29 protein-coding genes, 1 pseudogene and 1 riboswitch are annotated in these 25,563 nt (G+C 66.1%); of the genes and pseudogenes, 2 read left to right on the top strand and 28 right to left on the bottom strand.

Annotation, left to right across the window (positions count from 1 at the left end; all coding sequences use genetic code 11):
- Nucleotides 1–18: 18 nt before the first annotated feature.
- Entirely contained in the window at nucleotides 19–1,239 is a 1,221-nt protein-coding gene (locus LDO54_RS17740) for a Do family serine endopeptidase (protein ID WP_224011994.1), read from the top strand.
- 137 nt (nucleotides 1,240–1,376) lie between these two features.
- Here the strand turns inward: LDO54_RS17740 and tatC are convergent, their stop codons facing one another.
- The 28 genes from tatC to LDO54_RS17600 form a co-directional block, all read right to left on the bottom strand.
- Nucleotides 1,377–2,159, bottom strand: a complete 783-nt coding sequence (gene tatC / locus LDO54_RS17735) for a twin-arginine translocase subunit TatC (protein WP_224011993.1) — start codon at nucleotides 2,157–2,159, stop codon at nucleotides 1,377–1,379.
- Between the two features lie 69 nt (nucleotides 2,160–2,228).
- Nucleotides 2,229–2,810: a Sec-independent protein translocase protein TatB gene (tatB, locus tag LDO54_RS17730; protein WP_224011992.1), complete on the bottom strand. Its 582-nt coding sequence runs from the start codon at nucleotides 2,808–2,810 to the stop codon at nucleotides 2,229–2,231.
- Nucleotides 2,811–2,881: 71 nt separating this feature from the next.
- Nucleotides 2,882–3,118 carry a Sec-independent protein translocase subunit TatA gene (gene tatA / locus LDO54_RS17725; protein WP_224011991.1) on the bottom strand — a complete coding sequence of 79 codons (237 nt, stop codon included), beginning with the start codon at nucleotides 3,116–3,118 and terminating at the stop codon, nucleotides 2,882–2,884.
- Between the two features lie 225 nt (nucleotides 3,119–3,343).
- Nucleotides 3,344–3,724 (bottom strand): histidine triad nucleotide-binding protein, encoded by a 381-nt coding sequence (locus LDO54_RS17720; protein WP_224011990.1) that lies wholly within the window; start codon nucleotides 3,722–3,724, stop codon nucleotides 3,344–3,346.
- A 37-nt stretch (nucleotides 3,725–3,761) separates the two neighbouring features.
- Entirely contained in the window at nucleotides 3,762–4,157 is a 396-nt protein-coding gene (locus LDO54_RS17715) for a DUF4870 family protein (protein WP_224011989.1), read from the bottom strand.
- 118 nt (nucleotides 4,158–4,275) lie between these two features.
- Entirely contained in the window at nucleotides 4,276–4,644 is a 369-nt protein-coding gene (locus LDO54_RS17710; RefSeq protein ID WP_065062687.1) for a phosphoribosyl-ATP diphosphatase, read from the bottom strand.
- Nucleotides 4,641–5,057: a phosphoribosyl-AMP cyclohydrolase gene (gene hisI, locus LDO54_RS17705; protein ID WP_224011988.1), complete on the bottom strand. Its 417-nt coding sequence runs from the start codon at nucleotides 5,055–5,057 to the stop codon at nucleotides 4,641–4,643. Before hisI ends, LDO54_RS17710 begins: the two co-directional genes overlap by 4 nt.
- A gap of 3 nt (nucleotides 5,058–5,060) precedes the next feature.
- Nucleotides 5,061–5,834: an imidazole glycerol phosphate synthase subunit HisF gene (gene hisF / locus LDO54_RS17700; RefSeq protein WP_224011987.1), complete on the bottom strand. Its 774-nt coding sequence runs from the start codon at nucleotides 5,832–5,834 to the stop codon at nucleotides 5,061–5,063.
- A 131-nt stretch (nucleotides 5,835–5,965) separates the two neighbouring features.
- Nucleotides 5,966–6,718 carry a 1-(5-phosphoribosyl)-5-[(5-phosphoribosylamino)methylideneamino]imidazole-4-carboxamide isomerase gene (hisA, locus tag LDO54_RS17695; protein ID WP_224011986.1) on the bottom strand — a complete coding sequence of 251 codons (753 nt, stop codon included), beginning with the start codon at nucleotides 6,716–6,718 and terminating at the stop codon, nucleotides 5,966–5,968.
- 182 nt (nucleotides 6,719–6,900) lie between these two features.
- Nucleotides 6,901–7,542 (bottom strand): imidazole glycerol phosphate synthase subunit HisH, encoded by a 642-nt coding sequence (gene hisH, locus LDO54_RS17690; protein ID WP_224011985.1) that lies wholly within the window; start codon nucleotides 7,540–7,542, stop codon nucleotides 6,901–6,903.
- 262 nt (nucleotides 7,543–7,804) lie between these two features.
- Nucleotides 7,805–8,392 carry an imidazoleglycerol-phosphate dehydratase HisB gene (gene hisB / locus LDO54_RS17685; protein WP_224011984.1) on the bottom strand — a complete coding sequence of 196 codons (588 nt, stop codon included), beginning with the start codon at nucleotides 8,390–8,392 and terminating at the stop codon, nucleotides 7,805–7,807.
- Between the two features lie 83 nt (nucleotides 8,393–8,475).
- A complete protein-coding gene (gene hisC, locus LDO54_RS17680; protein WP_224011983.1) occupies nucleotides 8,476–9,552 on the bottom strand; it encodes a histidinol-phosphate transaminase in 1,077 nt (358 codons plus the stop codon).
- Between the two features lie 320 nt (nucleotides 9,553–9,872).
- Complete coding sequence (gene hisD, locus LDO54_RS17675) at nucleotides 9,873–11,192, bottom strand: histidinol dehydrogenase (RefSeq protein ID WP_224011982.1); 1,320 nt, start codon at nucleotides 11,190–11,192, stop codon at nucleotides 9,873–9,875.
- A gap of 66 nt (nucleotides 11,193–11,258) precedes the next feature.
- A complete protein-coding gene (hisG, locus tag LDO54_RS17670; RefSeq protein ID WP_065062697.1) occupies nucleotides 11,259–11,957 on the bottom strand; it encodes an ATP phosphoribosyltransferase in 699 nt (232 codons plus the stop codon).
- Nucleotides 11,954–13,216: a UDP-N-acetylglucosamine 1-carboxyvinyltransferase gene (gene murA / locus LDO54_RS17665; protein ID WP_224011981.1), complete on the bottom strand. Its 1,263-nt coding sequence runs from the start codon at nucleotides 13,214–13,216 to the stop codon at nucleotides 11,954–11,956. The genes hisG and murA overlap by 4 nt, the downstream gene beginning before the upstream one ends.
- 108 nt (nucleotides 13,217–13,324) lie before the next feature.
- Nucleotides 13,325–13,564, bottom strand: a complete 240-nt coding sequence (locus LDO54_RS17660) for a BolA family protein (protein ID WP_065062699.1) — start codon at nucleotides 13,562–13,564, stop codon at nucleotides 13,325–13,327.
- Nucleotides 13,565–13,591: 27 nt separating this feature from the next.
- On the bottom strand, nucleotides 13,592–14,356 hold the full coding sequence (locus LDO54_RS17655) for an ABC transporter permease (RefSeq protein ID WP_224011980.1): 765 nt from the start codon (nucleotides 14,354–14,356) through the stop codon (nucleotides 13,592–13,594).
- A complete protein-coding gene (locus LDO54_RS17650) occupies nucleotides 14,353–15,288 on the bottom strand; it encodes an ABC transporter ATP-binding protein (protein WP_224011979.1) in 936 nt (311 codons plus the stop codon). Before LDO54_RS17650 ends, LDO54_RS17655 begins: the two co-directional genes overlap by 4 nt.
- A 228-nt stretch (nucleotides 15,289–15,516) precedes the next feature.
- On the bottom strand, nucleotides 15,517–15,789 hold the full coding sequence (locus LDO54_RS17645) for an STAS domain-containing protein (protein WP_224011978.1): 273 nt from the start codon (nucleotides 15,787–15,789) through the stop codon (nucleotides 15,517–15,519).
- Nucleotides 15,786–16,418, bottom strand: coding sequence for an MlaC/ttg2D family ABC transporter substrate-binding protein (locus LDO54_RS17640; RefSeq protein ID WP_224011977.1), 633 nt, complete (start codon nucleotides 16,416–16,418; stop codon nucleotides 15,786–15,788). Before LDO54_RS17640 ends, LDO54_RS17645 begins: the two co-directional genes overlap by 4 nt.
- 237 nt (nucleotides 16,419–16,655) lie before the next feature.
- Nucleotides 16,656–17,675: an MlaA family lipoprotein gene (locus LDO54_RS17635; RefSeq protein ID WP_224011976.1), complete on the bottom strand. Its 1,020-nt coding sequence runs from the start codon at nucleotides 17,673–17,675 to the stop codon at nucleotides 16,656–16,658.
- Between the two features lie 11 nt (nucleotides 17,676–17,686).
- Nucleotides 17,687–18,265 (bottom strand): outer membrane lipid asymmetry maintenance protein MlaD, encoded by a 579-nt coding sequence (mlaD, locus tag LDO54_RS17630; protein ID WP_065062821.1) that lies wholly within the window; start codon nucleotides 18,263–18,265, stop codon nucleotides 17,687–17,689.
- A gap of 128 nt (nucleotides 18,266–18,393) precedes the next feature.
- Nucleotides 18,394–19,170, bottom strand: a complete 777-nt coding sequence (gene mlaE / locus LDO54_RS17625; RefSeq protein WP_224011975.1) for a lipid asymmetry maintenance ABC transporter permease subunit MlaE — start codon at nucleotides 19,168–19,170, stop codon at nucleotides 18,394–18,396.
- The gene (locus tag LDO54_RS17620; protein ID WP_224011974.1) at nucleotides 19,167–19,988 is read right to left on the bottom strand and encodes an ABC transporter ATP-binding protein; all 822 of its coding nucleotides are present in this window, start codon (nucleotides 19,986–19,988) and stop codon (nucleotides 19,167–19,169) included. Before LDO54_RS17620 ends, mlaE begins: the two co-directional genes overlap by 4 nt.
- 168 nt (nucleotides 19,989–20,156) lie before the next feature.
- Nucleotides 20,157–21,269, bottom strand: coding sequence for a thiamine phosphate synthase (thiE, locus tag LDO54_RS17615; RefSeq protein WP_224011973.1), 1,113 nt, complete (start codon nucleotides 21,267–21,269; stop codon nucleotides 20,157–20,159).
- The gene (locus tag LDO54_RS17610; protein WP_224011972.1) at nucleotides 21,269–22,081 is read right to left on the bottom strand and encodes a thiazole synthase; all 813 of its coding nucleotides are present in this window, start codon (nucleotides 22,079–22,081) and stop codon (nucleotides 21,269–21,271) included. The genes thiE and LDO54_RS17610 overlap by 1 nt, the downstream gene beginning before the upstream one ends.
- Before the next feature lie 73 nt (nucleotides 22,082–22,154).
- On the bottom strand, nucleotides 22,155–22,352 hold the full coding sequence (thiS, locus tag LDO54_RS17605; protein WP_065062715.1) for a sulfur carrier protein ThiS: 198 nt from the start codon (nucleotides 22,350–22,352) through the stop codon (nucleotides 22,155–22,157).
- 96 nt (nucleotides 22,353–22,448) lie between these two features.
- Complete coding sequence (locus LDO54_RS17600) at nucleotides 22,449–23,594, bottom strand: FAD-dependent oxidoreductase (protein WP_436975613.1); 1,146 nt, start codon at nucleotides 23,592–23,594, stop codon at nucleotides 22,449–22,451.
- Between the two features lie 238 nt (nucleotides 23,595–23,832).
- A riboswitch (TPP riboswitch) is annotated at nucleotides 23,833–23,946 on the bottom strand.
- 346 nt (nucleotides 23,947–24,292) lie between these two features.
- On the opposite strand from LDO54_RS17600, the pseudogene LDO54_RS17595 reads away from it, so the two are divergent.
- Nucleotides 24,293–25,563, top strand: a pseudogene (locus tag LDO54_RS17595) (ABC transporter ATP-binding protein/permease); the annotation flags it as partial.

Genomic DNA, 25,563 nt, shown 5'->3' with positions numbered 1-25,563 from the left:
TAATCCTCTAATCTTCAGATGCTTAGACGCTTTTGGCTGTTCTTCGCCCAGGCGGTGACGGTCCTGCTGGCGTTGATGTTCATCATCGCGACGCTCAAGCCGCAGTGGCTTCAGCACCAGGGGCAACTCGGCAAACAGCTCGCCGAACCCATCGTCGCGCTACGCGAAGTGGCGCCGGGCATCGGCGGCGGCGGCGGCAGCCAGGGGTCCTATGCGGACGCCGCCCAGAAGGCCATGCCCGCGGTCGTCAACGTGTTCTCCAGCAAGGACGGCTCGCTGCCGCCCGATCCGCGCCAGAACGACCCGCTGTTCCGCTACTTCTTCGGCGATCGCAACAACAACCGCAAGCAGCAGCAACAGCCCGCGGCGAATCTCGGTTCGGGCGTCATTGTCAGTCCAGACGGTTACATTCTAACGAACCAGCACGTGATCGACGGCGCGGATCAGATTGAAATCGCGCTCTCCGACGGCCGCACCACCAACGCCAAGGTGATCGGCATCGACCCGGAAACCGATCTGGCCGTGCTCAAGATCAATCTGCCGAACCTGCCCACGATCACGCTCGGCCGGATGGATCAGGCCCGCGTGGGCGATGTCGTGCTAGCCATCGGCAATCCGTTCGGCGTGGGCCAGACGGTCACGATGGGCATCATCAGCGCGCTGGGCCGTAATCACCTCGGCATCAACACGTTCGAGAACTTCATCCAGACCGATGCGCCGATCAATCCCGGCAACTCGGGCGGCGCGCTCGTCGACGTGAGCGGCAATCTGCTCGGCATCAACACGGCCATCTACTCGCGCTCGGGCGGCTCGCTCGGCATCGGCTTCGCGATTCCCGTGTCCACGGCGCGCAGCGTGCTGGAAAGCATCATCACGACCGGTTCGGTCACGCGCGGCTGGATCGGCGTGGAGCCGCAGGACCTGACGCCCGAGATCGCCGAATCGTTCGGCATCAACGAGAAGTCGGGCGCGATCGTCGCGGGCGTGCTGCAAGGCGGCCCCGCCGACAAGGCCGGCATCAAGCCGGGCGACATCCTGCTTTCGGTGAACGGCGAGGCCATCACCGACACCACGCGCCTGCTCAACGTGATCGCGCAGATCAAGCCGGGCACCGACGCGAAGGTCCACCTCGTGCGCAAGAACAAGGACATGGACCTCGACGTGATGATCGGCAAGCGCCCGCCGCCGCCCAAGCACCCCGCCAACGAAGACGGCGAAGGCGACGACGAAGGCGGTTGAAGTTCTACTCGCCGGGCGAAAGCCGCACGCGCGGCCTCGCCTCCCAAGCGAAGCAACCCGGCGCTACAAACACAAAGGCCGCGAACGTCACCGTTCGCGGCCTTTTCTTTTGTGTTCTGCGGGGATGTCGCGCGACGTCAGCTTGTCGCTTCGCTCTCGTCGGCGGTCTTCCTTTCGCCGGTGCCGATGAAAACGCGCGCCGCGATGATGCCCGCTTCGTAGAGGATGATCAGCGGCAGCGCCAGAATCAGCTGCGAGAACACGTCCGGCGGCGTCACCACGGCGGCGACGATGAACGCGCCCACGATCACATACGGACGGATTTCCTTGAGCTTCTTCACCGTGAGCACGTGCATGCGCACGAGCAGCACGACGATGATCGGCACCTCGAAAGTGACGCCGAACGCGATGAACATCGTGAGCACGAAGCTCAGGTAATTGTCGATATCGGTCGTCATCTCCGCGCCGAGCGGCGCGTTGTAGTGCGCCATCACGCGGAAGATCGTGGGAAACACCACGAAGTACGCGAACGCCATGCCGCACAGGAACAGCGTGTAGCTGCTCGCCACCAGCGGCACGACCAGCTTCTTCTCGTGCTGATAGAGCCCCGGCGCGACGAACGCCCAGATCTGATAAAGCACGACAGGCAGCGCGATCACGAAGGCGACGAGCATCGTCACTTTCATCGGCACGAAGAACGAGCCGGTCACGTCGGTGACGATCATCTTGCCGTCGCGCGGCAGGTTCTGCATGAGCGGACGCGCGAGCAGCCTGAAGATGTCGGGCGCCCAGTAGACGAGCCCGACGAACACGACGATGACGGCAATGCCCGCGCGGATGATACGGTCGCGGAGTTCGACGAGGTGCGAGATGAAGGTCTCTTCAGTGCCCTCGCCCTGGTTTTGCTGGGGGTCGCTCACACCGGCCCTCGGGGGTTGGAGATGGGGAAGTTCGAATGCGGCTGCGGCATCGGAATCGGTGAATGCGCGTCAGAAGAAACGCGTGGGCCGGCGCAGGCTGGCCGGCGTGTGCTGCGCGACGCGCGCCGCGCCCGACTGCACGCGCGTGCGCCGCAGCGTCGCGCGTTTGTACCACACGGGCGTGCCCGTCTGTTTCACGCGCCAGTTCTTGCGCTTCGCCGTGGACGCGCCGGCATCGCCGGAACGCCACGTGGAGGCTGACGAACCGTCGGCGAAACCCGCGCTACCGGACGTGCCGGACACCGCGCTTTGCGCCGTGACGGCAGCCGGGTCCGCGCCGCCCGCGATGCTGGGCGACACGCTCGTACCCTGGTTCCAGGCGTCGTTGAGCTCGGTTTCGTGCTGGCGCAGATTCTCGTGAACGTTCTTCTCGACGTTCTGCGCAGCCTGTTCGAACTCGCCCTTCATGCGGCGCAGTTCGTCGAGTTCGATCTCGCGCGTGACTTCGGCCTTGACGTCGTTGATGTAACGCTGCGCGCGCCCGAACAGCGCGCCTGCGGTGCGCGCAACGCGCGGCAGGCGCTCCGGTCCGAGAACGACCAGCGCGACGACGCCGATCAGCGCCATCTTCGTGAGACCCAGATCAAGCATGAATGGAGCTTTCCGTCAGCCTTGGAGCAGGAAAAAGCGAAACAGACACGGCAAGCAGACGACCACCGCGCTTAGCGGAGGTCGTTGCTCGAGGTCTTGTCCTTGGCGTCGACGTCGACCGTGCCGCCGTTCTTCGGCAGCTCGCGCTTGGCCGCGTCGGGAGCTTCCTCACCGTCGCGCATGCCTTCCTTGAAACCCTTGACCGCACCGCCGAGGTCGCTGCCGATATTGCGCAGCTTCTTCGTGCCGAAGACGAGCGCCACGATCAACAACACAATCAGCCAATGCCAGATGCTCAACGAACCCATGATCAAAACTCTCCTTAACCCCGCGCCGCGCCTCGTGCGCAGCGTGAAAACGTTGGCGCGCCGAGGCGCGCTGCGTAAAAACCGGTCCGATAGTAAATAGTGCCTGCGAGGTGTGGCGGCTGCATGGCATGCCACCCTTTTTCAGCGGGCCTTGTTGCTTTATCTGCTCAATGCGCTTCGTGCCTGCCTCATGCGTCACTCAACGGTGATGCACGCGGCGCGCCTTCAGCCCATGCGTTGCCACGGACGCGGCCCGGCCAGCAAATGCGCGTGCAGGTGGTAGACCTCCTGACCGCCGCCGGGCCCCGTGTTCACGACGGTGCGAAAACCGGTTTCACCGCCGGTGTACGACACGCCGAGATCCTTCGCGAGACGCGCCACCAGCACGAACATTCTACCAAGCAGCGGTGCGTCCTTTTCACCGCAATCGGCGAGCGTCGCGATATGTTCGCGCGGGATCACCAGCACGTGCGTCTGCGCCGCGGGCCGGATGTCCCGGAAAGCGACGAATTCGTCGTCTTCGTAGACGCGTGTGCTCGGAATCGCCCCGTCGGCGATCTTGCAGAACAGACAGGTGCTGCGGTCGTGGCTGTCACTTTGGCTCATGATGCTCCCGAAATGCGCGGACCCGACAACCCGCCGATCACACCCACGCGCGCGGATCGCGCAGCGGCTTGCTGTCATGCAGATACAGCCAGCCTTTGATGATACGGTACAACGTCCAGATCGCGACAGCCCACAAAATTGGAATGCCGATCAGCACGAAAAACAGCGCGACACCGATCAGATGCCCCGCCAGCCCGAGCCAGAAGGTGCGGATCTGCCAGGTGAAATGCTGCTCGTAGGGCGTGCCCGCCGCTTCGTCGCGCTTGAGGTAATTGATGATGATGGCGACCAGCACGGTCACGCCGCCGGTGAGCCAGTAGAACGCGTAGAGGCCGTAGAGCACATGCGTGAGGGTGCGCAGACTGCGCAGGCGGTCCGCGTCGATCGGTTCGCGCACCACTGGAGGCGGATAACCGCCGGGCGTCGTGGACATGTTGCGTCTCCCCTGATGTGCGGCGCGCGCGCCGCGTGGGTGGGCAAGCGCCGCCGGTGTGCCCGGCGGCATGCGCGCCAGTGCGACCCGGACCCGCGCGGGCCCGTGTCAGTTGCCGTCAGTCGCCGTTCGCCTCGCGCTCCTGGCTCTTGCGCAGCGCCTTCTCTTCGAGACCCGAAAGGCCTTCGCGGCGTTCGAGTTCCGCCAGCACATCGGCGGGGCTCAGGTCGAAATGCGAGAGCGTCACGAGGCAATGGAACCACAGATCGGCCATTTCGCCGACCAGCGCCTTGGGCGCGCCGCCCTGGCGCACGTCCTTGGCGGCCAGCACGACTTCGGTCGCCTCTTCGCCGACCTTCTTGAGCACCGCGTCGTCGCCCTTGTGGAACAGGCGCGCGACGTAGGAAGCATCGGGATCGCCGCCCTTGCGGCTGTCGATCACCGCCGCGAGGCGCAGCAAGGTGTCGTTGGTGTTCAGTTGCGTCATTTGTAGATGTGCTCGGGGTCTTTCAGCACGGGATCGACGGCGACCCAGCGGCCCTCGTCGACGGTGCCTTCGAATTGCTGGAAAAAGCACGAGTGGCGGCCCGTGTGGCAGGCGATGCCCGACACCTGCTCGATCTTGAGCAGCACGACGTCTTCGTCGCAGTCGAGGCGAATCTCGCGCACGTGCTGCACGTGGCCCGATTCCTCGCCCTTGAACCACAGGCGCTGGCGCGAACGCGAGAAGTACACCGCGCGGCGCAGCTCGACGGTCTTGGCGAGCGCCTCGCGGTTCATCCACGCGAACATCAGCACGTCGCCGCTGGTGGCTTCCTGGGCGATCACCGGCACGAGGCCGTTGGCGTCCCAGTTGATCTTGTCGAGCCAGCCGGCTTGTTCGATCGATGCGGTCGTCATGGCTTACATCCTCACCGAAATGCCCTGGTCGGCCATGAAGCGCTTCGCCTCGCCGACCGTGTGCTCGCCGTAGTGGAAGATGCTCGCTGCGAGCACCGCGTCGGCGTGGCCCTTGACGATGCCGTCCGCCAGATCCTGCAGGCCGCCCACGCCGCCCGAGGCGATCACGGGCACCGGCACCGCGTCGGAGACGGCGCGCGTGAGGTCGAGGTCGAAGCCGCTCTTGGTGCCGTCGCGGTCCATGCTCGTGAGCAGGATTTCGCCCGCGCCGAATTCGGCCATCTTGCGCGCCCATTCGACGGCGTCGATGCCGGTGGCCTTGCGGCCGCCGTGCGTGAACACTTCCCAGCGCGCCGGTTCGCCCGGCGCGGAGGTGCGCTTGGCGTCGATCGCGACCACGATGCACTGCGAGCCGTACTTGTCGGCCGAGTCGCGCACCAGTTGCGGATTCGCGACCGCCGACGAGTTCATGCCGACCTTGTCCGCGCCCGCGTTGAGCAGGCGGCGCACATCGGCCACGGCGCGCACGCCGCCGCCGACCGTCAGCGGAATGAAGACCTGCGACGCCACCGCTTCGATGATCGGCAGGATCAGGTCGCGCCCGTCCGAAGTGGCGGTGATGTCGAGGAAGGTGAGTTCGTCGGCGCCCTGATCGTCATAGCGGCGCGCGATTTCGACGGGGTCGCCCGCGTCGCGCAGTTCGACGAAGTTGACACCCTTGACGACCCGTCCGGCCGTCACGTCGAGACAGGGGATGATGCGTTTGGGTAGAGCCATGATCTTGCCGGTGATGCCAGGTTAGTGTCCGTCGGGCGCGGCGGCGGATGCGGCGCCGCCCTGGGCCGCTTTCGGGCCGCGATCGGCAAAAAGCAAAAGGCCTCCGCTCGCGGAGGCCGTGGGGGCGACGCTTACGCGTCGTCCGATTCGCGCAGGCTGTCCGCGCGCGTTTGCGCCGCCGCGAAATCGAGGTCGCCCGAGTAGATCGCGCGGCCGCAGATCACGCCTTCGACGCCCTCGTCTTCCACTTCGCAGAGCGCGTCGATGTCGGCGAGATTCGACAGGCCGCCGCTCGCGATCACCGGAATCTTCACCGCGCGCGCGAGGCGCACCGTGGCTTCGATGTTGATGCCTTGCAGCATGCCGTCGCGGCCGATGTCGGTGTAGATGATCGACTCGACGCCGTAGTCCTCGAACTTGCGCGCGAGATCCACGACTTCGTGGCCCGTGAGCTTGCTCCAGCCGTCGGTGGCGACCTTGCCGTCCTTGGCGTCCAGGCCGACGATGATGTGGCCCCCGAACGCCGTGCACGCTTCCTGGAGGAAGCCCGGGTTCTTGACCGCGGCGGTGCCGATGATCACGTAGGAGAGGCCGTCGTCGAGATAGCGCTCGATGGTGTCGAGGTCGCGGATGCCACCGCCGAGCTGCACGGGGATCGCGTCACCCACTTCGCGGATGATTTCGCGAATAGCGTCTTCGTTCTTCGGCTTGCCGGCGAACGCGCCGTTCAGATCGACGAGGTGCAGACGGCGCGCGCCGCGCTCGACCCAATGTCGGGCCATGGCCGCCGGTTCCTCGGAGAAAATCGTCGCCTGGTCCATATCGCCTTGTTTCAGGCGTACGCAGTGACCGTCTTTGAGATCGATGGCCGGAATCAGCAGCATAGCAATCGGGGAATATCTGGGAATGAGGTTGAAATCAGCCGGCTTCGGTGGATAAAAGGCCCGATCCGACGCCGTTTCGCTAGTTTAGTACAACTCTTTCGGTGGCCTTGCCAACGGGGATCGACACGGGGCGGCCTCGTGGGCCAGGCCCCGGCGCGCCCCGGAGCGCGCCGCGTTCGAAATCAGGGGTTCCAGTCGACGAAGTTGCGATAGACGCGCAAGCCCGCCGCCGCACTCTTTTCCGGGTGGAATTGGGTGGCGAAAATGTTATCCCGCGCCACCGCCGAGGTAAAGGCCGCGCCGTAAGGGGTTTCGCCAACCGTGTGCGACGCATCGTCCGGCACTACGTAGTAGCTGTGCACGAAGTAGAAAAAGCTTTCGTCGGGCACGCCGTCCCACAGCGCATGCGCGCGCGCCTGGCGCACGCGGTTCCAGCCCATCTGCGGCACCTTGAAGCGCGAGCCGTCGTCCTGCAGCTGGCCCGCGAGATCGAAGCGCACGACCTTGCCCGGCAACAGGCCGAGGCCCTTCGTGTCGCCTTCCGCGCTCCAGTCGAACAGCATCTGCTCGCCCACGCACACGCCCATCAGCGGCTTGCTGCGCGCGGCTTCGAGCACCGCGTCCTGCAGGCCCGACTCGGCGAGACTGCGCATGCAGTCGGGCATCGCGCCCTGGCCCGGCAGCACGACGCGGTCGGCTGCGCGGATCGCTTCGGGACGCTCGACGATCTGCACGTCGGCTTCCGGCGCGGCCTGCTTCAGCGCCTGGGCGACCGAACGCAGGTTGCCCATCCCATAATCCACAATCGCAATTGAAGTTTTCATCTCGATTCAGGCCGCGTCGGCCATGTTGGGCGTGATCAGGCGGCTGCCTGTTCGTGCCCGGATGTTGCCTGGTAAGCCTGGTTTTGCCCGGTCGGCTTCGTGGTTCCGCAAGCCGCATGCGCGGCGCGCGAGCCGCCGCAACCGTTCAGACCCGTCAATGTACGCCTTGCCACCGCGGCGCGCCTTTAGTTGGCACTTTAGTTGGCACTTTAGTTGGCACATCGGCTGGCGCATCGCGCCGGCCGGCGCCACCCGGCACCGCTTACAGGCTGCCCTTGGTCGACGGAATCTTGCCGGCCTGGCGCTCGTCGAACTCGGCGGCCTGGCGCAGCGCGCGGCCGAAAGCCTTGAACACGGTTTCCATCTGATGGTGGGCGTTCAGCCCGCGCAGGTTGTCGATGTGCAGCGTCACGCCCGCGTGATTGACGAAGCCGCGGAAAAACTCGATCGACAGGTCGACGTCGAAGGTGCCGATGCGCGCGCGCGTGAACGGCACGTGGAACTCCAGGCCCGGACGGCCCGAGAAGTCGACCACGACGCGCGAGAGCGCCTCGTCGAGCGGCACGTAGGCATGGCCGTAGCGGCGGATGCCCTTCTTGTCGCCGATCGCCTGTGCGACCGCCTGGCCCAGCGTGATGCCGACGTCTTCGACCGTATGGTGGTCGTCGATATGCGTGTCGCCATGCGCCTCGACTTCGAGATCGATCAGACCGTGTCGTGCGATCTGGTCGAGCATGTGGTCGAGAAACGGCACGCCGGTCTTGAGCTTTTGCTCGCCGGTGCCGTCCAGATTGATTTTCACGCTGATCTGCGTTTCGCTGGTGTTGCGAACGACTTGCGCGACGCGCATGGCAATTTCCTTCAAACAGCCCGTACAGGAGGGTTTTTAGAGAACGAAGCGAGCTTCGGAATACGGTGAACAGTGGGGACGATTCACTTGAGCACAAGCTTCAGGGCGGCGACCAGCTGCGCGTTTTCGTCGGGGGTCCCGACGGTCAGGCGCACGCAATTCGCCAGCAATGGGTGCATTTTACTCACGTTTTTGATCAAAACCCGCGCGGTCAACAGGGTATCGAACACGGCGTGGGCATCCGGCACGCGCACCAGCAGGAAATTGCCGGCGCTCGGGAACACTTCGGCGCCCGGCAATTTCGCCACTTCGGCGGCCAGTTGCGCCCGTCCCGCGCGCAGTTGCGCGGCCTGCGCGTCGAGCACGTCGAGGTGATCGAGCAGGAACGCGGTGGTCGCCTGGGTCAGCACGTTGACGTTGTACGGCGGGCGCACCTTGTCGAATTCGTCGAGCCACGCGGAGCGGCCCACGAGATAGCCCAGACGAATGCCCGCGAGGCCCAGCTTGGACATCGTGCGCATCACGACCACGTTCGAGAACGCGCCCGCGCGCGGCAGCCAGCTCGCCTGCGCGAACGGCTGATACGCCTCGTCGATCACCACGAGCGAGCCCGCGGCGTCGGCGGCCGCGATCACGCGCTCGATATCGGCGTCGTCGAACAGCGTGCCGGTCGGATTGTTCGGATACGCGAGCCAGATCACGGCCGGCTTGTGCTCGGCGATCGCGGCGAGCATCGCCTCGGTATCGAGCGTGAAATCGGCCTTGAGCGGCACGCCGACGAACTCCAGCTGCGCGAATTTCGCCGACATCGCGTACATCACGAAGCCCGGCACCGGCGCGAGCACCTTCGCGCCCGGCTTCGCGCACGCCATCGTGATCATGCTGATGATCTCGTCCGAGCCGTTGCCGAGCAGCACGTCGCACTCGGACGGCACGCGCAGCGCGCTCTTGAGCCGCGCGAGCAGCGCCTCGGGACGCGGCGCCGGATAACGGTTCAGCGCGACGCCCGCGAGATGTTCGCCGAGCTTCGCCGCCAGATCGGCGGGCAGCGCAAACGGGTTTTCCATCGCGTCGAGCTTCACGAAGCCGGAGGCGTCGGGCACCGGATAGCTCGTCATTGCGAGCACATCGGAGCGGATCAGATCTTGAGGTGTCGTCATGTCGGAAGACTCGCGCGCCCGGGGCGGCAAGCCGGCACGAACGGCTCGTTCGCAGCGCGAGGCTGCGTGGCCGTCCTGGTTATCGTTGGTTTAGCGTTGGTCTCGCGTTGTTTTCGTGTCCGCCGCGGGCGGGCGGTTCGGCAAACGTCGACAAACGTCGGCAAACTTCAGCGAATCTCGTCGAATCTCATCGAATCGCCGGCGGCGATGGTCCAGCCGGTTAGTTCGGATTTCCAACCATCGAGCCCGGCGCAAGGCACGCTGCGGCGCCGCGAACCGGACTCGACGGCGCCGCCCGGCCCTGGATCAGGCCGGCGTCATCAGACTGGCTTCATGCGGTATTCGGCGCTGCGCGCATGCGCTTGCAGCCCTTCGCCGTAGGCCAGTTCCGCGGCGATCTCGCCCAGCGTCTGCGCGCCTTCCGCGCTGACTTCGATCAGGCTCGAACGCTTGATGAAATCATAGACGCCCAGCGGCGACGAGAAACGTGCGGTACGAGACGTAGGCAGCACGTGATTCGGGCCCGCGCAGTAGTCGCCGAGGCTTTCGCTCGTGTAGCGGCCGAGGAAGATCGCGCCCGCATGGCGGATTTCGGCGCCCCACTTCTGCGGCTCCAGCGCCGAGATTTCCAGGTGTTCCGGCGCGATGTCGTTGGCGATCGCGCAGGCTTCGGACATGTCGCGCACCTTCACGAGCGCGCCGCGGTTCGTGAGCGACGTGGCGATCACTTCCGCGCGCGGCATGGTGGGCAGCAGCTCGTTGATGGCGGCTTCCACGCGCTTGATGAAGCTTTCGTCCGGGCACAGCAGGATCGACTGCGCGAGTTCGTCGTGCTCGGCCTGCGAGAACAGATCCATCGCGACCCAGCGCGGATCGGTCGTGCCGTCGCAGATCACGAGAATTTCCGACGGACCGGCGATCATGTCGATGCCGACGGTGCCGAACACGCGGCGCTTGGCCGACGCCACATACGCGTTGCCCGGGCCGCAGATCTTGTCGACGGCCGGAATGGTTTGCGTGCCGTAGGCGAGCGCGGCCACGGCCTGCGCGCCGCCGACCGTGAACACGCGGTCGACGCCGGCGATCAGCGCCGCCGCCAGCACGAGCGGGTTCTTCACGCCGTCCGGCGTGGGCACGACCATGACGATCTCGCGCACGCCCGCGACGCGCGCGGGAATCGCGTTCATCAGCACCGAAGACGGATACGCCGCCTTGCCGCCCGGCACGTACAGGCCGACGCGGTCGAGCGGCGTGACCTTCTGGCCCAGCACGGTGCCGTCCGATTCGGTGTACTGCCAGCTATGCGAGCCGCACTCGATGCGCTGCTTCTCGTGGTAGCCGCGCACGCGCGCCGCCGCCGCTTCGAGCGCCGCGCGCTGCTTCGGCTCGAGACTTTCGAGCGCCGCTTCGAGTTCGCTGAACGGCAGTTCGAGCGCCGCGACGCTCGTGGCGTTCAGGCGGTCGAAGCGGTTCGTGTACTCGAGCACGGCGACGTCGCCGCGCGCCTTCACGTCGGCGAGGATTTGCGCCACCGAGCGCTCGATGGCCTCGTCCTCGCTCGCCTCGAAAGCGAGCACCGCGTGCAGCGCCTTCTTGAAACCTTCGGCGCTGGAATCGAGTTTGCGCATCGTGATAGCCATGCTGGTATCCATCCGTATCGGTTGTGCGCGCGGCGCCTCACACGAGGCGCGCGGCGCGCGGACTGCTTATGCGGCCTGCTCGCCGCGCGACGCGCGTTCGAACGCGTCGAGGAACGGCCGCAGTGCGGCGCGCTTGAGCTTGAGCGCCGCCTGATTGACGACGAGACGCGACGAGATCGGCATGATCTCCTCGACTTCGGCCAGATTGTTGGCGCGCAGCGTGCCGCCGGTGCTGACCAGGTCGACGATCGCGTCGGCGAGGCCGACGAGCGGCGCCAGTTCCATCGAGCCGTAAAGCTTGATCAGGTCGACGTGCACGCCCTTGGCCGCGAAATGCTGACGCGCCGCTTCGGTGTACTTGGTCGCGACGCGCAGGCGCGCGCCCTGGCGCACCGCGTTCGCGTAGTCGAAGCCCGCTTTCACGGCCACCGACAGACGGCAGCGCGCGATGTCGAGATCGACCGGCTGATAGAGCCCGCCGCCGCCGTGCTCGTTGAGCACGTCCTTGCCCGCCACGCCGAAGTCGGCCGCGCCGTACTCGACATAGGTGGGCACGTCCGTCGCGCGCACGATGATCACGCGCAGGTTCGGATCGGTGGTCGGCAGAATCAGCTTGCGCGAGGTTTCCGGGTCTTCGGCCACGTGCACGCCCGCGGCGGCCAGCAGCGGCATCGTCTCTTCGAAGATGCGGCCCTTCGAGAGCGCGAGCGTCAGCGGCGCGCTGGAGGCGGCGGCCGGCGTCGGCCGGGATTCAACCGTGCTCATGCTTCGCTCCCCTTGATGCGCTTGACGTCCGCGCCGATCTTCGTGAGCTTCGCTTCCATGCGGTCGTAGCCACGGTCGAGGTGATAGATGCGGTCGATCAGCGTTTCGCCTTCGGCGCACAGGCCCGCGATCACGAGGCTCGCCGACGCGCGCAGATCGGTCGCCATGACCTTCGCGCCCGAGAGCTTTTCGACGCCCGCGATCAGCGCGGTCTTGCCGTCGATCGTGATGTGCGCGCCCAGGCGGTTCAGTTCCTGCACGTGCATGAAGCGGTTTTCGAAGATGTTTTCGACGACCTGCGAGGTGCCGTCGGCGATCGTGTTGAGCGCCATGAACTGCGCCTGCATGTCGGTCGGGAACGCCGGGTATTCCGAGGTGCGCAGATTCACGGCGCGCGCGCGTTCTTGCATGCGCACGCGCATCCAGTCGTCGCCCTCTTCGATCGTCACGCCCGCTTCGCGCAGCTTGTCCGTGACGGCGTCGAGCGTGTGCGGACGCACGTTGCGCAGCATGACGTCGCCGCCCGCGGCCGCGACCGCGCACAGGAACGTGCCCGCTTCGATGCGGTCGGGAATGACCGTGTGCTGCGCGCCGTGGAGCTTCTCCACGCCTTGAATCACGAGGCGGTCGGTGCCGATGCCTTCGATCTTCGCGCCCATCGCCACCAGCAGGTGCGCGAGGTCGCCCACTTCCGGCTCGCGCGCGGCGTTTTCGATGATGGTCTCGCCATCGGCCAGCACGGCGGCCATCAGCAGGTTTTCCGTGCCGGTGACCGTGATCATGTCGGTCACGATGCGCGCGCCCTTCAGGCGCTTCGCGCGCGCTTCGATGAAGCCGTGCTCGATGCTGATCTCGGCGCCCATCGCCTGCAGGCCCTTGATGTGCTGATCGACCGGACGCGCGCCGATCGCGCAGCCGCCCGGCAGCGACACCTTCGCCTCGCCGAAGCGCGCGACGAGCGGCCCGAGCACGAGGATCGAGGCGCGCATGGTCTTGACCAGCTCATACGGCGCGACGAGGTTGTTCACGTTCGAGGCGTCGAGCTGCACGCGCGCGCCGTCCTGTTCGGTGCGCACGCCCATCTGGTTGAGCAGCTTGAGCGTCGTGCGCACGTCCTGAAGGTCGGGCACGTTGTCGAGCTGGACGGGTTCCGCGCTCAGCAGACCGGCGCAGAGAATGGGCAGCGCGGCGTTCTTCGCACCGGAAACGGTGACTTCCCCCGCGAGCTTCTGCCCGCCGACGATGACGAGTTTGTCCATGCCTGAGGTTTCCTGATCGGTGCGGCCGGCTTGCGGCGCTGCGTCGTGTTGAACGGCGCCGCTGGCTGCGGCGCCTTTATCCTGGGTAATTCGCACTGAGATTCCAGATTATGCGTTCTGCCATTCGGCGGGCGTGAGCGTCTTCATGCTGAGCGCGTGGATTTCCGCACGCATGCGGTCGCCGAGCGCCGCATAGACGAGCTGATGGCGCTGGATCAGACGCTTGCCTTCGAAGGCCGACGAAACGACGACCGCGGAAAAGTGCGTGCCGTCGTCGCCCTCGACCTCCAGATGCTCGCACGCGAGCCCGGCCAGGATGTATTGCTTGAGCTGTTCCGAAGACAACATGGTGAAAGGCTCCTGCCTGAATTGCACTTAGTGGCGCAGCTTGTAGCCGCTTGCGAGCAGACGCATCGCGAGCGTGGCCAGCACCACGAAAAAGACGAAAACGATCGCGAGGCTCACGAGCGGGTTAATGTCGGACAAGCCGAAGAAACCGTAGCGGAAGCCGTCGATCATGTAGAAGAACGGGTTGAGCCGCGACACCTCGCGCCACACCGGCGGCAGCGTATGCGTCGAATAGAACACGCCCGAAAGGAACGTGAGCGGCATGATGAGAAAGTTCTGAAACGCCGCGAGCTGGTCGAACTTCTCGGCCCAGATGCCGGCGATCAGGCCGAGCGTGCCGAGAATCGCCGAGCCGAGCACCGCGAAGGCGATGATGTAGAGCGGCGCGGCGAAGCTCATCGGAATGAACCAGATCGTCACGACGAACACGCCCGCGCCGACGGCGAGGCCGCGCACGATCGAGGCGAGCACGTAGGCGCCAAACATCTCCCAGGCGGCCAGCGGCGGCAATAAGACGAATACGAGATTGCCCGTGATCTTCGACTGGATCAGCGACGACGACGAATTCGCGAACGCGTTCTGCAGCACGCTCATCATCACGAGGCCCGGAATCAGGAAGCTCGTGTACTCGACGCCCGGATAAACCTCGACATGGCCGCGCAGCGCGTGGCCGAAGATCGTCAGATAGAGCAGCGCGGTGATGACCGGCGCGAGCACGGTCTGGAACGCGACTTTCCAGAACCGCAGCACTTCCTTGTAAAACAGCGTACTGAAACCACTATAGCCGCTCATGCGAGCCCCTCGATCACTTCCGGACCGTTCATCACCTGCACGAAGACGTCTTCGAGATCGGCCTTGCGCACTTCCATTTCTTCGAGCTTGCAGCCGTTCGCGCGGCACAGCGAGAGGATGCGCTCCACCTCGTCGTAGCTGTTCAGGCGCAGCAGATGTTGATTGCCGCCGCCGTTCGGCAGATTCGAGGTATCGACTTCGAGCGCGCGCAGTTCGGTGGGCAGCGCGCCTTCCGAGAAGCGCAGGAACAGCTGCGTGCCCGCGAAGCGCTGCAGCAGCGTGCTCGTGCGTTCGAGCGCCACGACCTCGCCGCGTCGCAGCATGGCGATGCGGTCGCAGAGTTCTTCCGCTTCTTCCAGATAGTGCGTGGTGAGCACGATCGTGTGCCCTTCGCGGTTCAGGCGCGCGATGAACTTCCAGAGCGTCTGGCGCAGTTCGACGTCGACGCCGGCCGTGGGCTCGTCGAGCACGATCACGGGCGGACGGTGCACCAGCGCCTGCGCGACCAGCACGCGGCGCTTCATGCCGCCCGACAGCGCGCGCATGTTGACGTCGGCTTTCTCGGTGAGGTCGAGATTGGCCATGACTTCGTCGATCCACGCGTCGTTATTGCGCAGACCAAAGTAGCCGGACTGGATGCGCAGCGTTTCGCGCACCGTGAAAAACGGATCGAACACCAGTTCCTGGGGCACGACGCCGAGATTGCGGCGCGCGTTGCGGTAATCGGTGACGACGTCGTGGCCGCGGACTTCGATGGTGCCTTCGTCGGCACGCGCGAGGCCGGCAAGCGCGCTGATGAGCGTCGTCTTGCCCGCGCCGTTCGGGCCGAGCAGCCCGAAGAACTCGCCTTCTTCGACCGTGAAGCTGACGCCTTTAAGCGCCTGAAGCTCTTTGTAGCGCTTCTTGACGTTGCGGATTTCTATGGCTGGCATGACTCAGACGCCGCCCGTGGTAAACGGCGCGGCCGGTAAGTGCATCAATGCTGCGGGGAAGACCGGAATTGGGGACGGCACAGGCCGCCTGCTGCCCGCCGTCTGCGTTACCCGATCGAGCCGGGGCAACGCCCAAAAAACATTTGATTATAGGCCAAGTCGGAAAGCCCGGCCTGGGCCTGGCGTTGACTTGAAGAGGACGCGACGGCGGCGAGGCGCCGTCGCGCGTCAATGTCGCTCGTGGAGAAGCGAATCGACGCCATAGGCGCGCGCGAGGGACGCGAGCGCGGCGGGCAGATTGACGACGCTCAGCGTGGCGCCGCGTTGAGTCGCAGCGCGCTGCCAGGCGAGCAGCACGGCGAGCGCGGACGAATCGAACTGCGTGAGCGACGCGCAGTCGACGGCGGTAGCGCCCGACGCGATCTGCGCGAGACCCGCCGAGAGCGCGGCCTTCGCGCTCTCGTGGGTCAGCGTGGCGCCGGTGGCGAAGCGTTCGCTCACGAAGCGGCCTTGCCCGAAGCCAGCTGCTGGTTGCGCTGCGTGAGGAAGGTGATCAGACCTTGCACGCCGCCCTGCTGGATCTTTTCCTGGAACTGCTGCTGGTACGCCTGGATCAGCCATGCGCCGAGCACGTTGATGTCATACACGCGCCAGCCTTGCGCCGTCTTGTAGAGACGGTAGTCGAGCTCGATCGGCTGGCCGTTGTTCATGACGGTCGAACGGACCACGACGTCAGTGTCGTCCGGGTTCGCGCGGAACGGCTTGTATTCGATCTGCTGGTCGCGGACCTGGGCGAGCGCGCCCGAGTACGTGCGGATCAGCAGCGTCTTGAACTGTTCGATGACCTGTTGCTGCTGCTCCGGCGTCGCCGTGCGCCAGTTGCGGCCCATTGCGAGCTGCGTGGTGCGGCGGAAGTCGGTGTACGGCAGGATCTTCTCGTTGACCAGTTGCGTGATCTTGCTGATGTCGCCGGACTGGATCGACTTGTCACCCTTGATCTGGTCCATGACCTGCTGCGTGATCGTCTTGACCATCGCGTCGGGGTTGCTGGTGTCGACGGTCTGCGCGGACGCCGTGCCGGCAAACGCGAAAAACATGGCGAAAATCGGGAACAACAAGAATTTTTTCATAGCGAGTCCTGCAAGTTGGGGAGGCGCGATGTCGGGCGGTGAGCCGCGAATCGCGCCTGAGATTCGAGCCAACGATAGCACGCGAGTTCTATCGCACTGAGTCAAAGAGTGCCAGGAAATTGCGACAAGCGTTTCAGCTTGTTACGTCGGATCTGAGCGCCCCGGACGCCGGAAAACCGGCGTCCGCCCGGTGCGAGCCGCCTGCGCGGCGGTTCGTCCGGCCGTTTGTCCGGCCGTTCAGCGCAGACGCAGCAAGCTCGGGAAACCGATGCGCGCCGGCGGCACGACATCGCCGCCCGGCACGGTGGTTTGCGAAGCGGCCGAAGCCGGTTCGGCCGCCGCGCCTGCCGGTCCTTCCAGCGTGGCCGGCGCGCCGACCGCCGCCGAGGCGCCTTCCGGTACGGCTGGCGCCATGCTGGCCGCCGTGGGCGTAGCAGCACGTGCCGCGCCCGACGCCGGCACCGCCGCCGCGGCACCCGACGCGCCCGCTGCCGGGGCTGCGCCCTGGTCGGCGTCTTCGTAGTTCGGCGGCGGCGTGTCGCCGTAATCGGGCAGGCTGCTATCCGACGACGCGTGGCCGTCCGAGAGCAGATAGCGGCGGCGCTGCAGGTAGGTGTTGCGCACGAACGAGTACTTGTCGATCGCCGCGCCTTCCAGCAGGTCGCTCGCGCCCAGCAGATTCGCGCGCGTGCTCACCACGTTCAGGCCGTAGAGGCCCCACGAGAGCGCCGCCGGATCGACATAGGTGAGCGGATTGATGAAGTAGTTGCCCACGAGGCCCACGCCGTCACGCACCGTGCTCGGCCCGAACAACGGCAGCACGATATACGGACCGGCGGGCACGCCGTAGTGGCCGAGCGTCAGGCCGAAGTCCTGGTTGTGCTTGGGCAGCTTGGCGAGCGTCGCCACGTCGAACAGACCGCCGACACCGAAGACCGTGTTGATCACGATCCGCATGATGTCTTCGACGCCGTCGGTGATCTTCAGCTGCAGCAGGTTGTTGGCCGCGTTGTAGACGTCGCCGATATTGGCGAAGAAGTTCGTCACGCTGTCACGCACGGGCTGCGGCGTGATCTTCACGTAGCCCTTGGCGACGGGCTTGAGCGCGTACTGGTCGACCTTGTCGTTGAACGTGTAGACGGTGCGGTTGAAGCCTTCCCACGGATCGTCCTTCGACGGCGTCTGCACCGTCGAGCACGCCGTGAGGGCGAGCGCCGCGACACCGATTGAAACGGCGCGCATGCGTGTGGTCATCATCGTTTTTCTCCTTATTGCGCCGCCGCGCCCGAGCCGGCTGCTGCCGGCGCGGGTGCCTGGACCGGCGCGGCGCTATCCCCGCCTGCCGGACCATTTGCGGCCCCACTTCCACTGTTACCCGATTTCGACGCGCCCGAGTCGGCAGCCTTGCTGTAGAGGAACTGTCCGATCAGGTTTTCGAGCACGATGGCCGACTGCGTCATCGAGATGGTGTCGCCGGCCTTGAGCATTTCCGTGTCGCCGCCTGGTTCGAGTCCGATGTACTGCTCGCCGAGCAGACCCGAGGTCAGGATCTTCGCGGACGAATCCTTCGGAAACTGATACTGCTGGTCGAGATTGATCGTGACCAGCGCCTGGTACGTGTTCGAGTCGAAGCCGATCGACGCCACCCGGCCCACGGTCACGCCCGCGCTCTTGACGGGCGCGCGCGGCTTGAGGCCGCCGATATTGTCGAACTTGAGCTTCACGGGGTAAGTCGCCTGGAACGAGAGCGAGCTCATGTTCCCGGCCTTCAGCGCGAGAAACAGCAGCGCAATGAAACCCAGCACCACGAACAGGCCGACCCAGAAGTCGAGAGCAGTCTTTTTCATCGTCATCCCAATGAGAATCCGTTGCGGCGGCGCGCGGCCCGGAAACCCGGAATGCCGCTGCGCCTGCCGCGCCGCCCCGCCGCCCGCGCCCGATTCTTTCGGTGCGCGAGACGCCGGAGCGCTTTGCTTTAGCTGAACATCAGCGCGGTGAGCAGGAAGTCGAGGCCGAGCACCGCGAGCGACGCGTACACCACCGTCTTGGTGGTCGCGCGCGACACGCCTTCGGGCGTGGGTTTCGCCTCGTAACCCTGATACAGCGCGGTAAAGGTCACGGCGAATCCGAACACGATGCTCTTGATGACGCCGTTGCCGACGTCGGTCCAGACATCGACGCCGCCCTGCATCTGCGACCAGAACGCGCCCGAATCGACGCCGATCAGCAGCACGCCCACCACGTAACCGCCCAGAATGCCGACCGCGCTGAAGATGGCCGCCAGAATGGGCATGGCGATCACGCCCGCCCACATGCGCGGCGCCACCACGATGCGCACCGGGTCCACCGCCATCATTTCCATGGCCGTGAGCTGCTCGCCCGCTTTCATCAGACCGATTTCAGCCGTGAGCGAGGTGCCCGCGCGGCCCGCGAACAGCAGCGCCGTAACCACCGGACCGAGCTCGCGCACGAGCGAAAGCGCGACCAGCAAACCGAGCGCCTGCTCCGAACCGTAGCGATTGAGCGTGTAATAGCCCTGCAAGCCGAGCACGAAGCCGACGAACAGGCCCGACACCGCAATGATCAGCAGCGAATAATTACCGACGAAGTGGATCTGCTTCGTGACAAGACGCGGACGGCGCAGCAGCGGAAAGAATTCCAGCACGAGGCGCACGAAAAAACACGTGGCATGGCCCGCGCGCGTGATGCTCTCGAGCACCGCGCGGCCGACCGAACTGATGGCGCCGGTCATGAGCGGTCTCCGCCAATGCCGAAGTCCGCGCCGAGCGGCACGTTCGTCGGGTAGTGAAAACGGAACGGACCGTCCGGCGCGCCGTCGATGAACTGGCGCACGATCGGATCGGTCGAGGCGCGCAGCTCGTCGGGCGTACCCTGCGCCTGCACCTTGCCGTTCGCGAGGAAATACACGTAGTCGGCGATCGCGAACGACTCGGGCACGTCGTGCGTGACGAGGATCGACGTCGCGCCGAGCGCGTCGTTGAGCGTGCGGATGAGGTTCGCGGTGATGCCGAGAGAAATGGGGTCGAGTCCTGCAAAGGGCTCGTCGTACATCATGAGTTCGGGGTCGAGCGCGATGGCGCGCGCGAGCGCGACGCGGCGCGCCATGCCGCCCGAGATTTCCGACGGCGCGAGGTCGCGCGCACCGCGCAGGCCCACGGCGTTGAGCTTCATGAGCACGAGGTCGCGGATCAGTTCTTCGGGCAGGTCGGTGTGCTCGCGCAGGGCGAACGCGACGTTATCGAACACTGACATGTCGGTAAACAGCGCGCCGAACTGGAACAGCATGCCCATCTTGCGGCGCAGGGCGTAGAGGCCGTCGCGCGTTTGCGCGCCGACGTCCTGACCGTGAAACAGCACCTGGCCGCGCTGTGCGCGCACGAGGCCGCCGATCAGGCGCAGCACCGTGGTCTTGCCGCCGCCGGAGCCGCCCATGACCGCGATGACCTGGCCGCGCCCGAAGCGCATGTTCAGCCCGGACAGGACGAGCCGATCGCCGTAACCGAAGTCGACGTCGCGCAGCTCCAGAAGGGTCTCAGAGTTTGGGGGCACGTGGCTGACAGTCCATTTACACGAAGGCGGGATTATAGGGCCATCGTGGAATTGCTGCCGTGATGCGCCCAAGCCGCTTGATGCAGGCGGAAAGGCCGTGAAAGGCCCCGCTGCTCGCTCCTCGCGCCGGTCACGCAACAGGGGCGCGACCGGCAACGAGGCGGACCATTATTGCGTAAACGCGTTGCGCAATGCAGCAACGGCGGCAGCCGGATCTGCGGCTTCCGTGACGGCGCGCACGACGGCCGCACACGGGGCGCCGGTGGCGAGGACGGCGGGCAAGGCAGCGGCGTCGATGCCGCCGATCGCGACCATCGGCACCACGCCGTCGAGCAGCTGGACATAGCGCGCGAGACGCTTGAGACCTTGCGGCGCGGTCGGCATCTGCTTGGTCGTGGTGGCGAACACCGCGCCGCAGGCGATGTAGCTCGGGCGGAAGTGCAGCGCCGTCAGCATCTCGAAATAGCCGTGCGTCGAGAGACCGAGCCGCGTGCCCGATGCCGCGATCGCGTTCAGGTCGGCTTCGCGCAGATCTTCCTGCCCCAAATGCACGCCGTAGGCGCCCGCAGCGAGCGCGGCCTGCCAGTGATCGTTGATGAACAATTGTGCATCGTGCTTGCGGCCCGTCGCGACGCAGCGCTCGATCTCGCGCGTGAGTTCCGGCGATTCGGGCTGCTTGCTGCGCAGCTGCACGGTCGTCGCGCCGTAGTCGAGCACGCGCTCGACCCAGTCGGCCGTCGGCAGCACGGGATACAGGCCGAGCCGCGCCGGGCACGGCGCGAACGGCTGCGCGGGCGCGTCGGGCAGGCCGAGCACGCGCGGGAAGCGCGCGATGTCGACCGGCCAGGCGTCGGCGTTCTGCTCGTCGCCATCACGCCAGGCGAGCGCGAGCACGAGCGCGTCGTGCGGATCGAAACCGCAGTCGAGGAACGCCGCCAGCGCCGGAATCCAGTCCTCGGCCAGCGCGCCTTCGAGCGCGTAGCGCTCGCCGCCCAGATGCAGCGTCACGCGCGCCTGCTGCGGATCGTCGCCGGCGGCTTCGATCACGCCCGCGCCTTCCGTCATCCAGCGCGCGATGTTCGCGAGATGCGGCGCGGCGTGGGTCACGACGATCAGATCGCCGCCGTTGGGCGCGTCGGGCGGCGTCAGGCAGATGCGCCACGGCGCCTGCGTCGCCGCCCAGTCGCCCAGACGCGCACGGATGCGCTCCGCCGTCGCGGTCAGCGCGTCGGCGGGCGGCCAGAACAGTTCACGGTCCTGAAAATGCAACGTTTCACTCATTACTTGCCTCCATCCTGGTGCCAGAACGGCATGCCGACGACCGGCGTGCTCGCGACGGCGGCTTCGCGCTCGGCCATCGGTCCGGCGAGATACGCGCTGCGGCCCGCCTCCACGCCCAGCGCGAACGCGCGCGCCATCGCATCGGGATGCGTCGCCTGCGCGACCGCCGTGTTCAGCAGCACGCCGTCGAAGCCCCACTCCATCACTTGCGCCGCGTGCGACGGCAGGCCGAGGCCCGCATCGACGATCAGCGGCACGTCGGGCAGACGCTCGCGCAGCACGCGCAGGCCGTACGGATTGATGACGCCCTTGCCGGTGCCGATCGGCGCGCCCCACGGCATCAGCGCCTCGCAGCCCGCGTCGAGCAGACGGCGGCCGATCACGAGGTCTTCGGTGCAGTACGGCAGCACCTTGAAGCCGTCCTTCACGAGCCGCGCGGCGGCTTCGATCAGGCCGACCGGATCGGGCTGGAGCGTGTAGTCGTCGCCGATCAGTTCGAGCTTGATCCAGTCGGTGTCGAACACCTCGCGCGCCATGTGCGCCGTGGTGACGGCTTCGTTGACGGTGAGGCAGCCCGCCGTGTTCGGCAGCAGCGGCACGCCGTGGCGCTTGAGCAGATCGAAGAAACCGGCTTCCGCGCCGCCTTCGTTCATCTGGCGGCGCAGCGCGACGGTGATCATGCCGGGGCGCGCGGCCGCCATCGAATCGGACAGCGATTGCAGCGACGGATAGCGCGACGTGCCGAGCAGCACGCGGCTCTGGAAAGTTTCGCCGTAGAGCGTGAGCGCGTCGGCGGTTGATTGGGTGGTCATGACAGGAATCCTTGTCGGGTAGCGTGGGCGGCGGTGGCGTTCGCGGGCCTTCGCAGGCGCGCGGATCGGCGGATCAGCCGCCGGCCACCGGGCTCACGACGTCGAGGCGGTCGCCCGCCGACAGCGCGCGCGCGCCATGCTGGGCGCGCGCCACGAAATCGCCATTCACAGCGACGGCGAACGGCGGACGCGCGCCGAACGCGACCAGCGCGTCGGCGACGGTCGCGCCCTCGGGGAGCGTGAGCGGCTTCTGATTGATCTGAATGTCCATAACGATTCGTCTGACTACGTTTGATTCAGGCGCGGCGCAAGCGGCGCGCCTTCGTGGTTCTGTGCGGCGTGTTCGTGTGCGTGGCCCGCGCGCGGCTCAGGCCGGTTCGTGCGCGTGCTGCGCGACTTCGGCGCGGCGGTCGTGCAGCATCGACGCCCAGCGCGATTCGCCGCGCAGCGCCTCGAATCCATCGGCGTCCTGAATGCGTCCGGCCAGCAGCGCTTCGGCCACGCGCACCGCTTCGTCGGCGACGGCGGGCGCGATCATGAAACCGTGGCGATACAGGCCGTTCACGCGCAACGTGTTCTCGCCGTCCCAGTAGAGCGCGGGACGATGGTCGGGCAAGGTCGGGCGGCACTGCGAATTGAGTTCGAGAATGCGCGCCTCGCCGAACGCCGGATGCACGGCGAAGGCCGCGCTCAGCAGTTCGAGCGCCGAGCGCACGCTCACCGGCGAGCGGTCCTCGCCTTCGATCTCGGTCGCGCCGATCACGTACACGTCGTTCTGCTTCGGCGCGATATAGAGCGGATAGCGCGGATGCAGCAGCCGCACCGGACGCGTCAGGCCGATGCCCGGCGCGTGCACGCGCGCGACCTCGCCGCGGATGCCGCGCAGCGCGGGCATCACGGGCTTGGCGCCGAGTCCGCGGCAGTCGATCGTCACGCGCGCGGGCGGCGGATTCGCATCATCGACGGTCGTATTCCAGTGGGTTTGCACGCCGCGCTGCGCGAGGCCCGCAGCAAGCGCGGCCAGCGCCTGGCGGTTGTCGAGCTGGCCTTCGCCGTCGAGCAGCCAGCCGCGCGCGAAACGCCCGGCGAGCGCCGGTTCGGCGGCGTCGAGCTGCGCGCCCTGGAGCGTCATGAAATGCGCGTCGGCGAGCGCGCGCGGCGCGTTGGCGCGCACGCGGCGCTCGAACAGCGGCGCTTCGGTGCGGTCGGCGTGATGCCAGACCACGAGCGTGCCGTTGCGCTGGAAGAACACGGGCTCGGGCAGCTCGGCGAGAATGCGCGGCCAGGTGTCGAGCGATTCGACGCCCAGTTCGGTGATCAGCAGTTCGGCGACGGCGGCTTCCGCGAGCGGCGCGAGCATGGCCGCCGCGACCCAGGCCGCGGCTTCCCCGCCTTCGGGGCCGCCGCGCTCGTAGAGCGCCACGCGATGCCCGGCGCCCGCGAGACGCCACGCGACGAGACGTCCGCACAGGCCGCCGCCGACGACGGCGAAATCGGCCACGGCAGAGGACACCGAAGCAAGCGGCGAAGTCGCCGTAATCGGGGAACGAACTGTTTGAGATGAAGAAGGTGCGGTCATCGTATCCTTTCCGTACGGCAAGAAGCATGCGTACCCAAGGACGAAACCGGCTGGCAAGGCCGGCCGTGCAAACGATGCGCGCGAAATGGAAGCTGCGCTGCACACGTTGCCCGGCGGGAATCTGGACGCCCGCGCCCGAACCGGAGGAACGGACCCATAAAAACAGCGCCAGCAAGACTTTCCGGAAACTTCCCGCGCCGGTATTACCCGGATCGGGTGCGAAGGGTCTCTCTCAGCCTCACTGCGGCATGCCCGGCATACCGGTGAAGCACCCCTGTTTCGTCAGCGGTCATTAGACCACAAAAGACGCGCGCGCCGCAAACCGCCCAGCAGGCCGGTTTGGGTGCTTCAAATGCTGCATTGCGGGCGATTTATCACGGTTTTTCATGGGTCAATTCCTGTGCGCCGGCACGCGCGCATTCATGCGTTTTCCTCATCGTTTCCGTGCTGTCCTGGCCCTTCGGAGCGGGGCGTGCAAGCGGCGCTCTGGCACAATGCCCCGATCTCCCGGAAGCCGCCCTGCCGTGCGCGGGCGGTGAGAGAATGGGACCCGCGTGGCATTAAGACTCACTTAAGCGGCTCGCGACAGAATCGCCAGGCAACCGCCATCAGGGCACAACATCAGGACGCTCATGACCAACCCCACTCCCCGCGCCACGCCGGATCAGAACGAGCATCACAAGATCACGGCCTGGAGCCTCATCAAGCCCTATTGGGTCTCCGAGGAACGCTGGATCGCATTGGGCCTGCTCGTCGCGATCATCGCGATGAATCTCGCCGTCGTGTGGATCAACGTGCGCCTGAACAGCTGGAACGCGGACTTCTACAACGCCCTGCAAAACAAGGACGTCAAGCAGTTCCCGCATCTGCTGATGATCTTCACGGCACTCGCGTTCGGCTTCATCATTCTCGCGGTATATGGGCGGTATCTGCGCCAGATGCTCGGCTTCCGCTGGCGCCAGTGGCTCACGACGCGCTTCATGAACGAATGGCTCGAACAGGGCGCGTTCTACCGCATCGAGCGCGACCGTCTCGCCGACAACCCCGACCAGCGTATCAGCGACGACCTGCAATCGTTCGCCACCACCACGCTCTCGCTGACGCTCGATCTGCTCTCGACGATCGTCACGCTGGTCTCGTTCATCACGATCCTGTGGTCGATCGCGGGCGCGCTCACCTTCTCGCTCGGCGCAACGCCCATCACGATTCCCGGCTACATGGTCTGGGCCGCCGCGCTCTACGCCGTGTTCGGCTCGGTCGTGATCCAGAAGGTCGGCCATCCGCTCGTGTCGATCAACTATCAGCAACAGAAGGTGGAAGCGGACTTCCGCTTCGGCCTCATCCGCCTGCGCGAAAACGCCGAGCAGATCGCGCTCTACGACGGCATGAAAACCGAGCGCGACAATGCGCAGGGCCTCTTCGAGCACATCCGCGAAAACTGGTGGCGCGTGATGAAGTACACGAAGCGCCTCACCTTCGTGCTGAGTTTCTACGGCCAGATCGCGATCATTTTCCCGATCGTCGTGGCCTCGCCGCGCTACTTCGCGGGCGCCTTCACGTTCGGCGTGCTGATGCAGATCTCGCAGGCCTTCGGCACCGTCAGCGACTGCTTCTCGTGGTTCATCAACAGTTACGCGAGCCTCGTCGAATGGCGCGCTACCGTGAATCGTCTGCGCGAATTCTCGCGCGTGGTGCATTCGCCGCGTCTGAAGGAAACCGTCTCGCCGGCCACCGAGCACGGCGGCATCAATCTGCATTACGTCGATGCGGGCGAGTTGAGCACCGGACACCTCAAGCTCGCGCTGCCCAACGGCCAGCCGCTCTCGGAAGTGCGCGACATCGCCATCAAGCCGGGTTCGCGCTGGCTCGTGCGCGGCCCGTCGGGCGCGGGCAAGAGCACGCT

The organism is Paraburkholderia tropica (genome assembly GCF_914484835.1).
Taxonomy (GTDB): Bacteria; Pseudomonadota; Gammaproteobacteria; order Burkholderiales; family Burkholderiaceae; genus Paraburkholderia; species Paraburkholderia tropica_A.
The sequence above is the reverse complement of the archived record's forward strand: the minus strand, read 5'-3'. Positions and strand labels throughout refer to the sequence as shown.

Coding starts and splice junctions, on each gene's coding strand:
- LDO54_RS17740 (WP_224011994.1), top strand. CDS start 19: ATGCTTAGACGCTTTTGGCTGTTCTTCGCCCAGGCGGTGACGGTCCTG.
- tatB (WP_224011992.1), bottom strand. CDS start 2,810: ATGCTTGATCTGGGTCTCACGAAGATGGCGCTGATCGGCGTCGTCGCG.
- tatA (WP_224011991.1), bottom strand. CDS start 3,118: ATGGGTTCGTTGAGCATCTGGCATTGGCTGATTGTGTTGTTGATCGTG.
- LDO54_RS17720 (WP_224011990.1), bottom strand. CDS start 3,724: ATGAGCCAAAGTGACAGCCACGACCGCAGCACCTGTCTGTTCTGCAAG.
- LDO54_RS17715 (WP_224011989.1), bottom strand. CDS start 4,157: ATGTCCACGACGCCCGGCGGTTATCCGCCTCCAGTGGTGCGCGAACCG.
- LDO54_RS17710 (WP_065062687.1), bottom strand. CDS start 4,644: ATGACGCAACTGAACACCAACGACACCTTGCTGCGCCTCGCGGCGGTG.
- hisI (WP_224011988.1), bottom strand. CDS start 5,057: ATGACGACCGCATCGATCGAACAAGCCGGCTGGCTCGACAAGATCAAC.
- hisF (WP_224011987.1), bottom strand. CDS start 5,834: ATGGCTCTACCCAAACGCATCATCCCCTGTCTCGACGTGACGGCCGGA.
- hisA (WP_224011986.1), bottom strand. CDS start 6,718: ATGCTGCTGATTCCGGCCATCGATCTCAAAGACGGTCACTGCGTACGC.
- hisH (WP_224011985.1), bottom strand. CDS start 7,542: ATGAAAACTTCAATTGCGATTGTGGATTATGGGATGGGCAACCTGCGT.
- hisB (WP_224011984.1), bottom strand. CDS start 8,392: ATGCGCGTCGCGCAAGTCGTTCGCAACACCAGCGAAACGCAGATCAGC.
- hisC (WP_224011983.1), bottom strand. CDS start 9,552: ATGACGACACCTCAAGATCTGATCCGCTCCGATGTGCTCGCAATGACG.
- hisD (WP_224011982.1), bottom strand. CDS start 11,192: ATGGCTATCACGATGCGCAAACTCGATTCCAGCGCCGAAGGTTTCAAG.
- hisG (WP_065062697.1), bottom strand. CDS start 11,957: ATGAGCACGGTTGAATCCCGGCCGACGCCGGCCGCCGCCTCCAGCGCG.
- murA (WP_224011981.1), bottom strand. CDS start 13,216: ATGGACAAACTCGTCATCGTCGGCGGGCAGAAGCTCGCGGGGGAAGTC.
- LDO54_RS17660 (WP_065062699.1), bottom strand. CDS start 13,564: ATGTTGTCTTCGGAACAGCTCAAGCAATACATCCTGGCCGGGCTCGCG.
- LDO54_RS17655 (WP_224011980.1), bottom strand. CDS start 14,356: ATGAGCGGCTATAGTGGTTTCAGTACGCTGTTTTACAAGGAAGTGCTG.
- LDO54_RS17650 (WP_224011979.1), bottom strand. CDS start 15,288: ATGCCAGCCATAGAAATCCGCAACGTCAAGAAGCGCTACAAAGAGCTT.
- LDO54_RS17640 (WP_224011977.1), bottom strand. CDS start 16,418: ATGAAAAAATTCTTGTTGTTCCCGATTTTCGCCATGTTTTTCGCGTTT.
- LDO54_RS17635 (WP_224011976.1), bottom strand. CDS start 17,675: ATGATGACCACACGCATGCGCGCCGTTTCAATCGGTGTCGCGGCGCTC.
- mlaD (WP_065062821.1), bottom strand. CDS start 18,265: ATGAAAAAGACTGCTCTCGACTTCTGGGTCGGCCTGTTCGTGGTGCTG.
- mlaE (WP_224011975.1), bottom strand. CDS start 19,170: ATGACCGGCGCCATCAGTTCGGTCGGCCGCGCGGTGCTCGAGAGCATC.
- thiE (WP_224011973.1), bottom strand. CDS start 21,269: ATGAGTGAAACGTTGCATTTTCAGGACCGTGAACTGTTCTGGCCGCCC.
- LDO54_RS17610 (WP_224011972.1), bottom strand. CDS start 22,081: ATGACCACCCAATCAACCGCCGACGCGCTCACGCTCTACGGCGAAACT.
- thiS (WP_065062715.1), bottom strand. CDS start 22,352: ATGGACATTCAGATCAATCAGAAGCCGCTCACGCTCCCCGAGGGCGCG.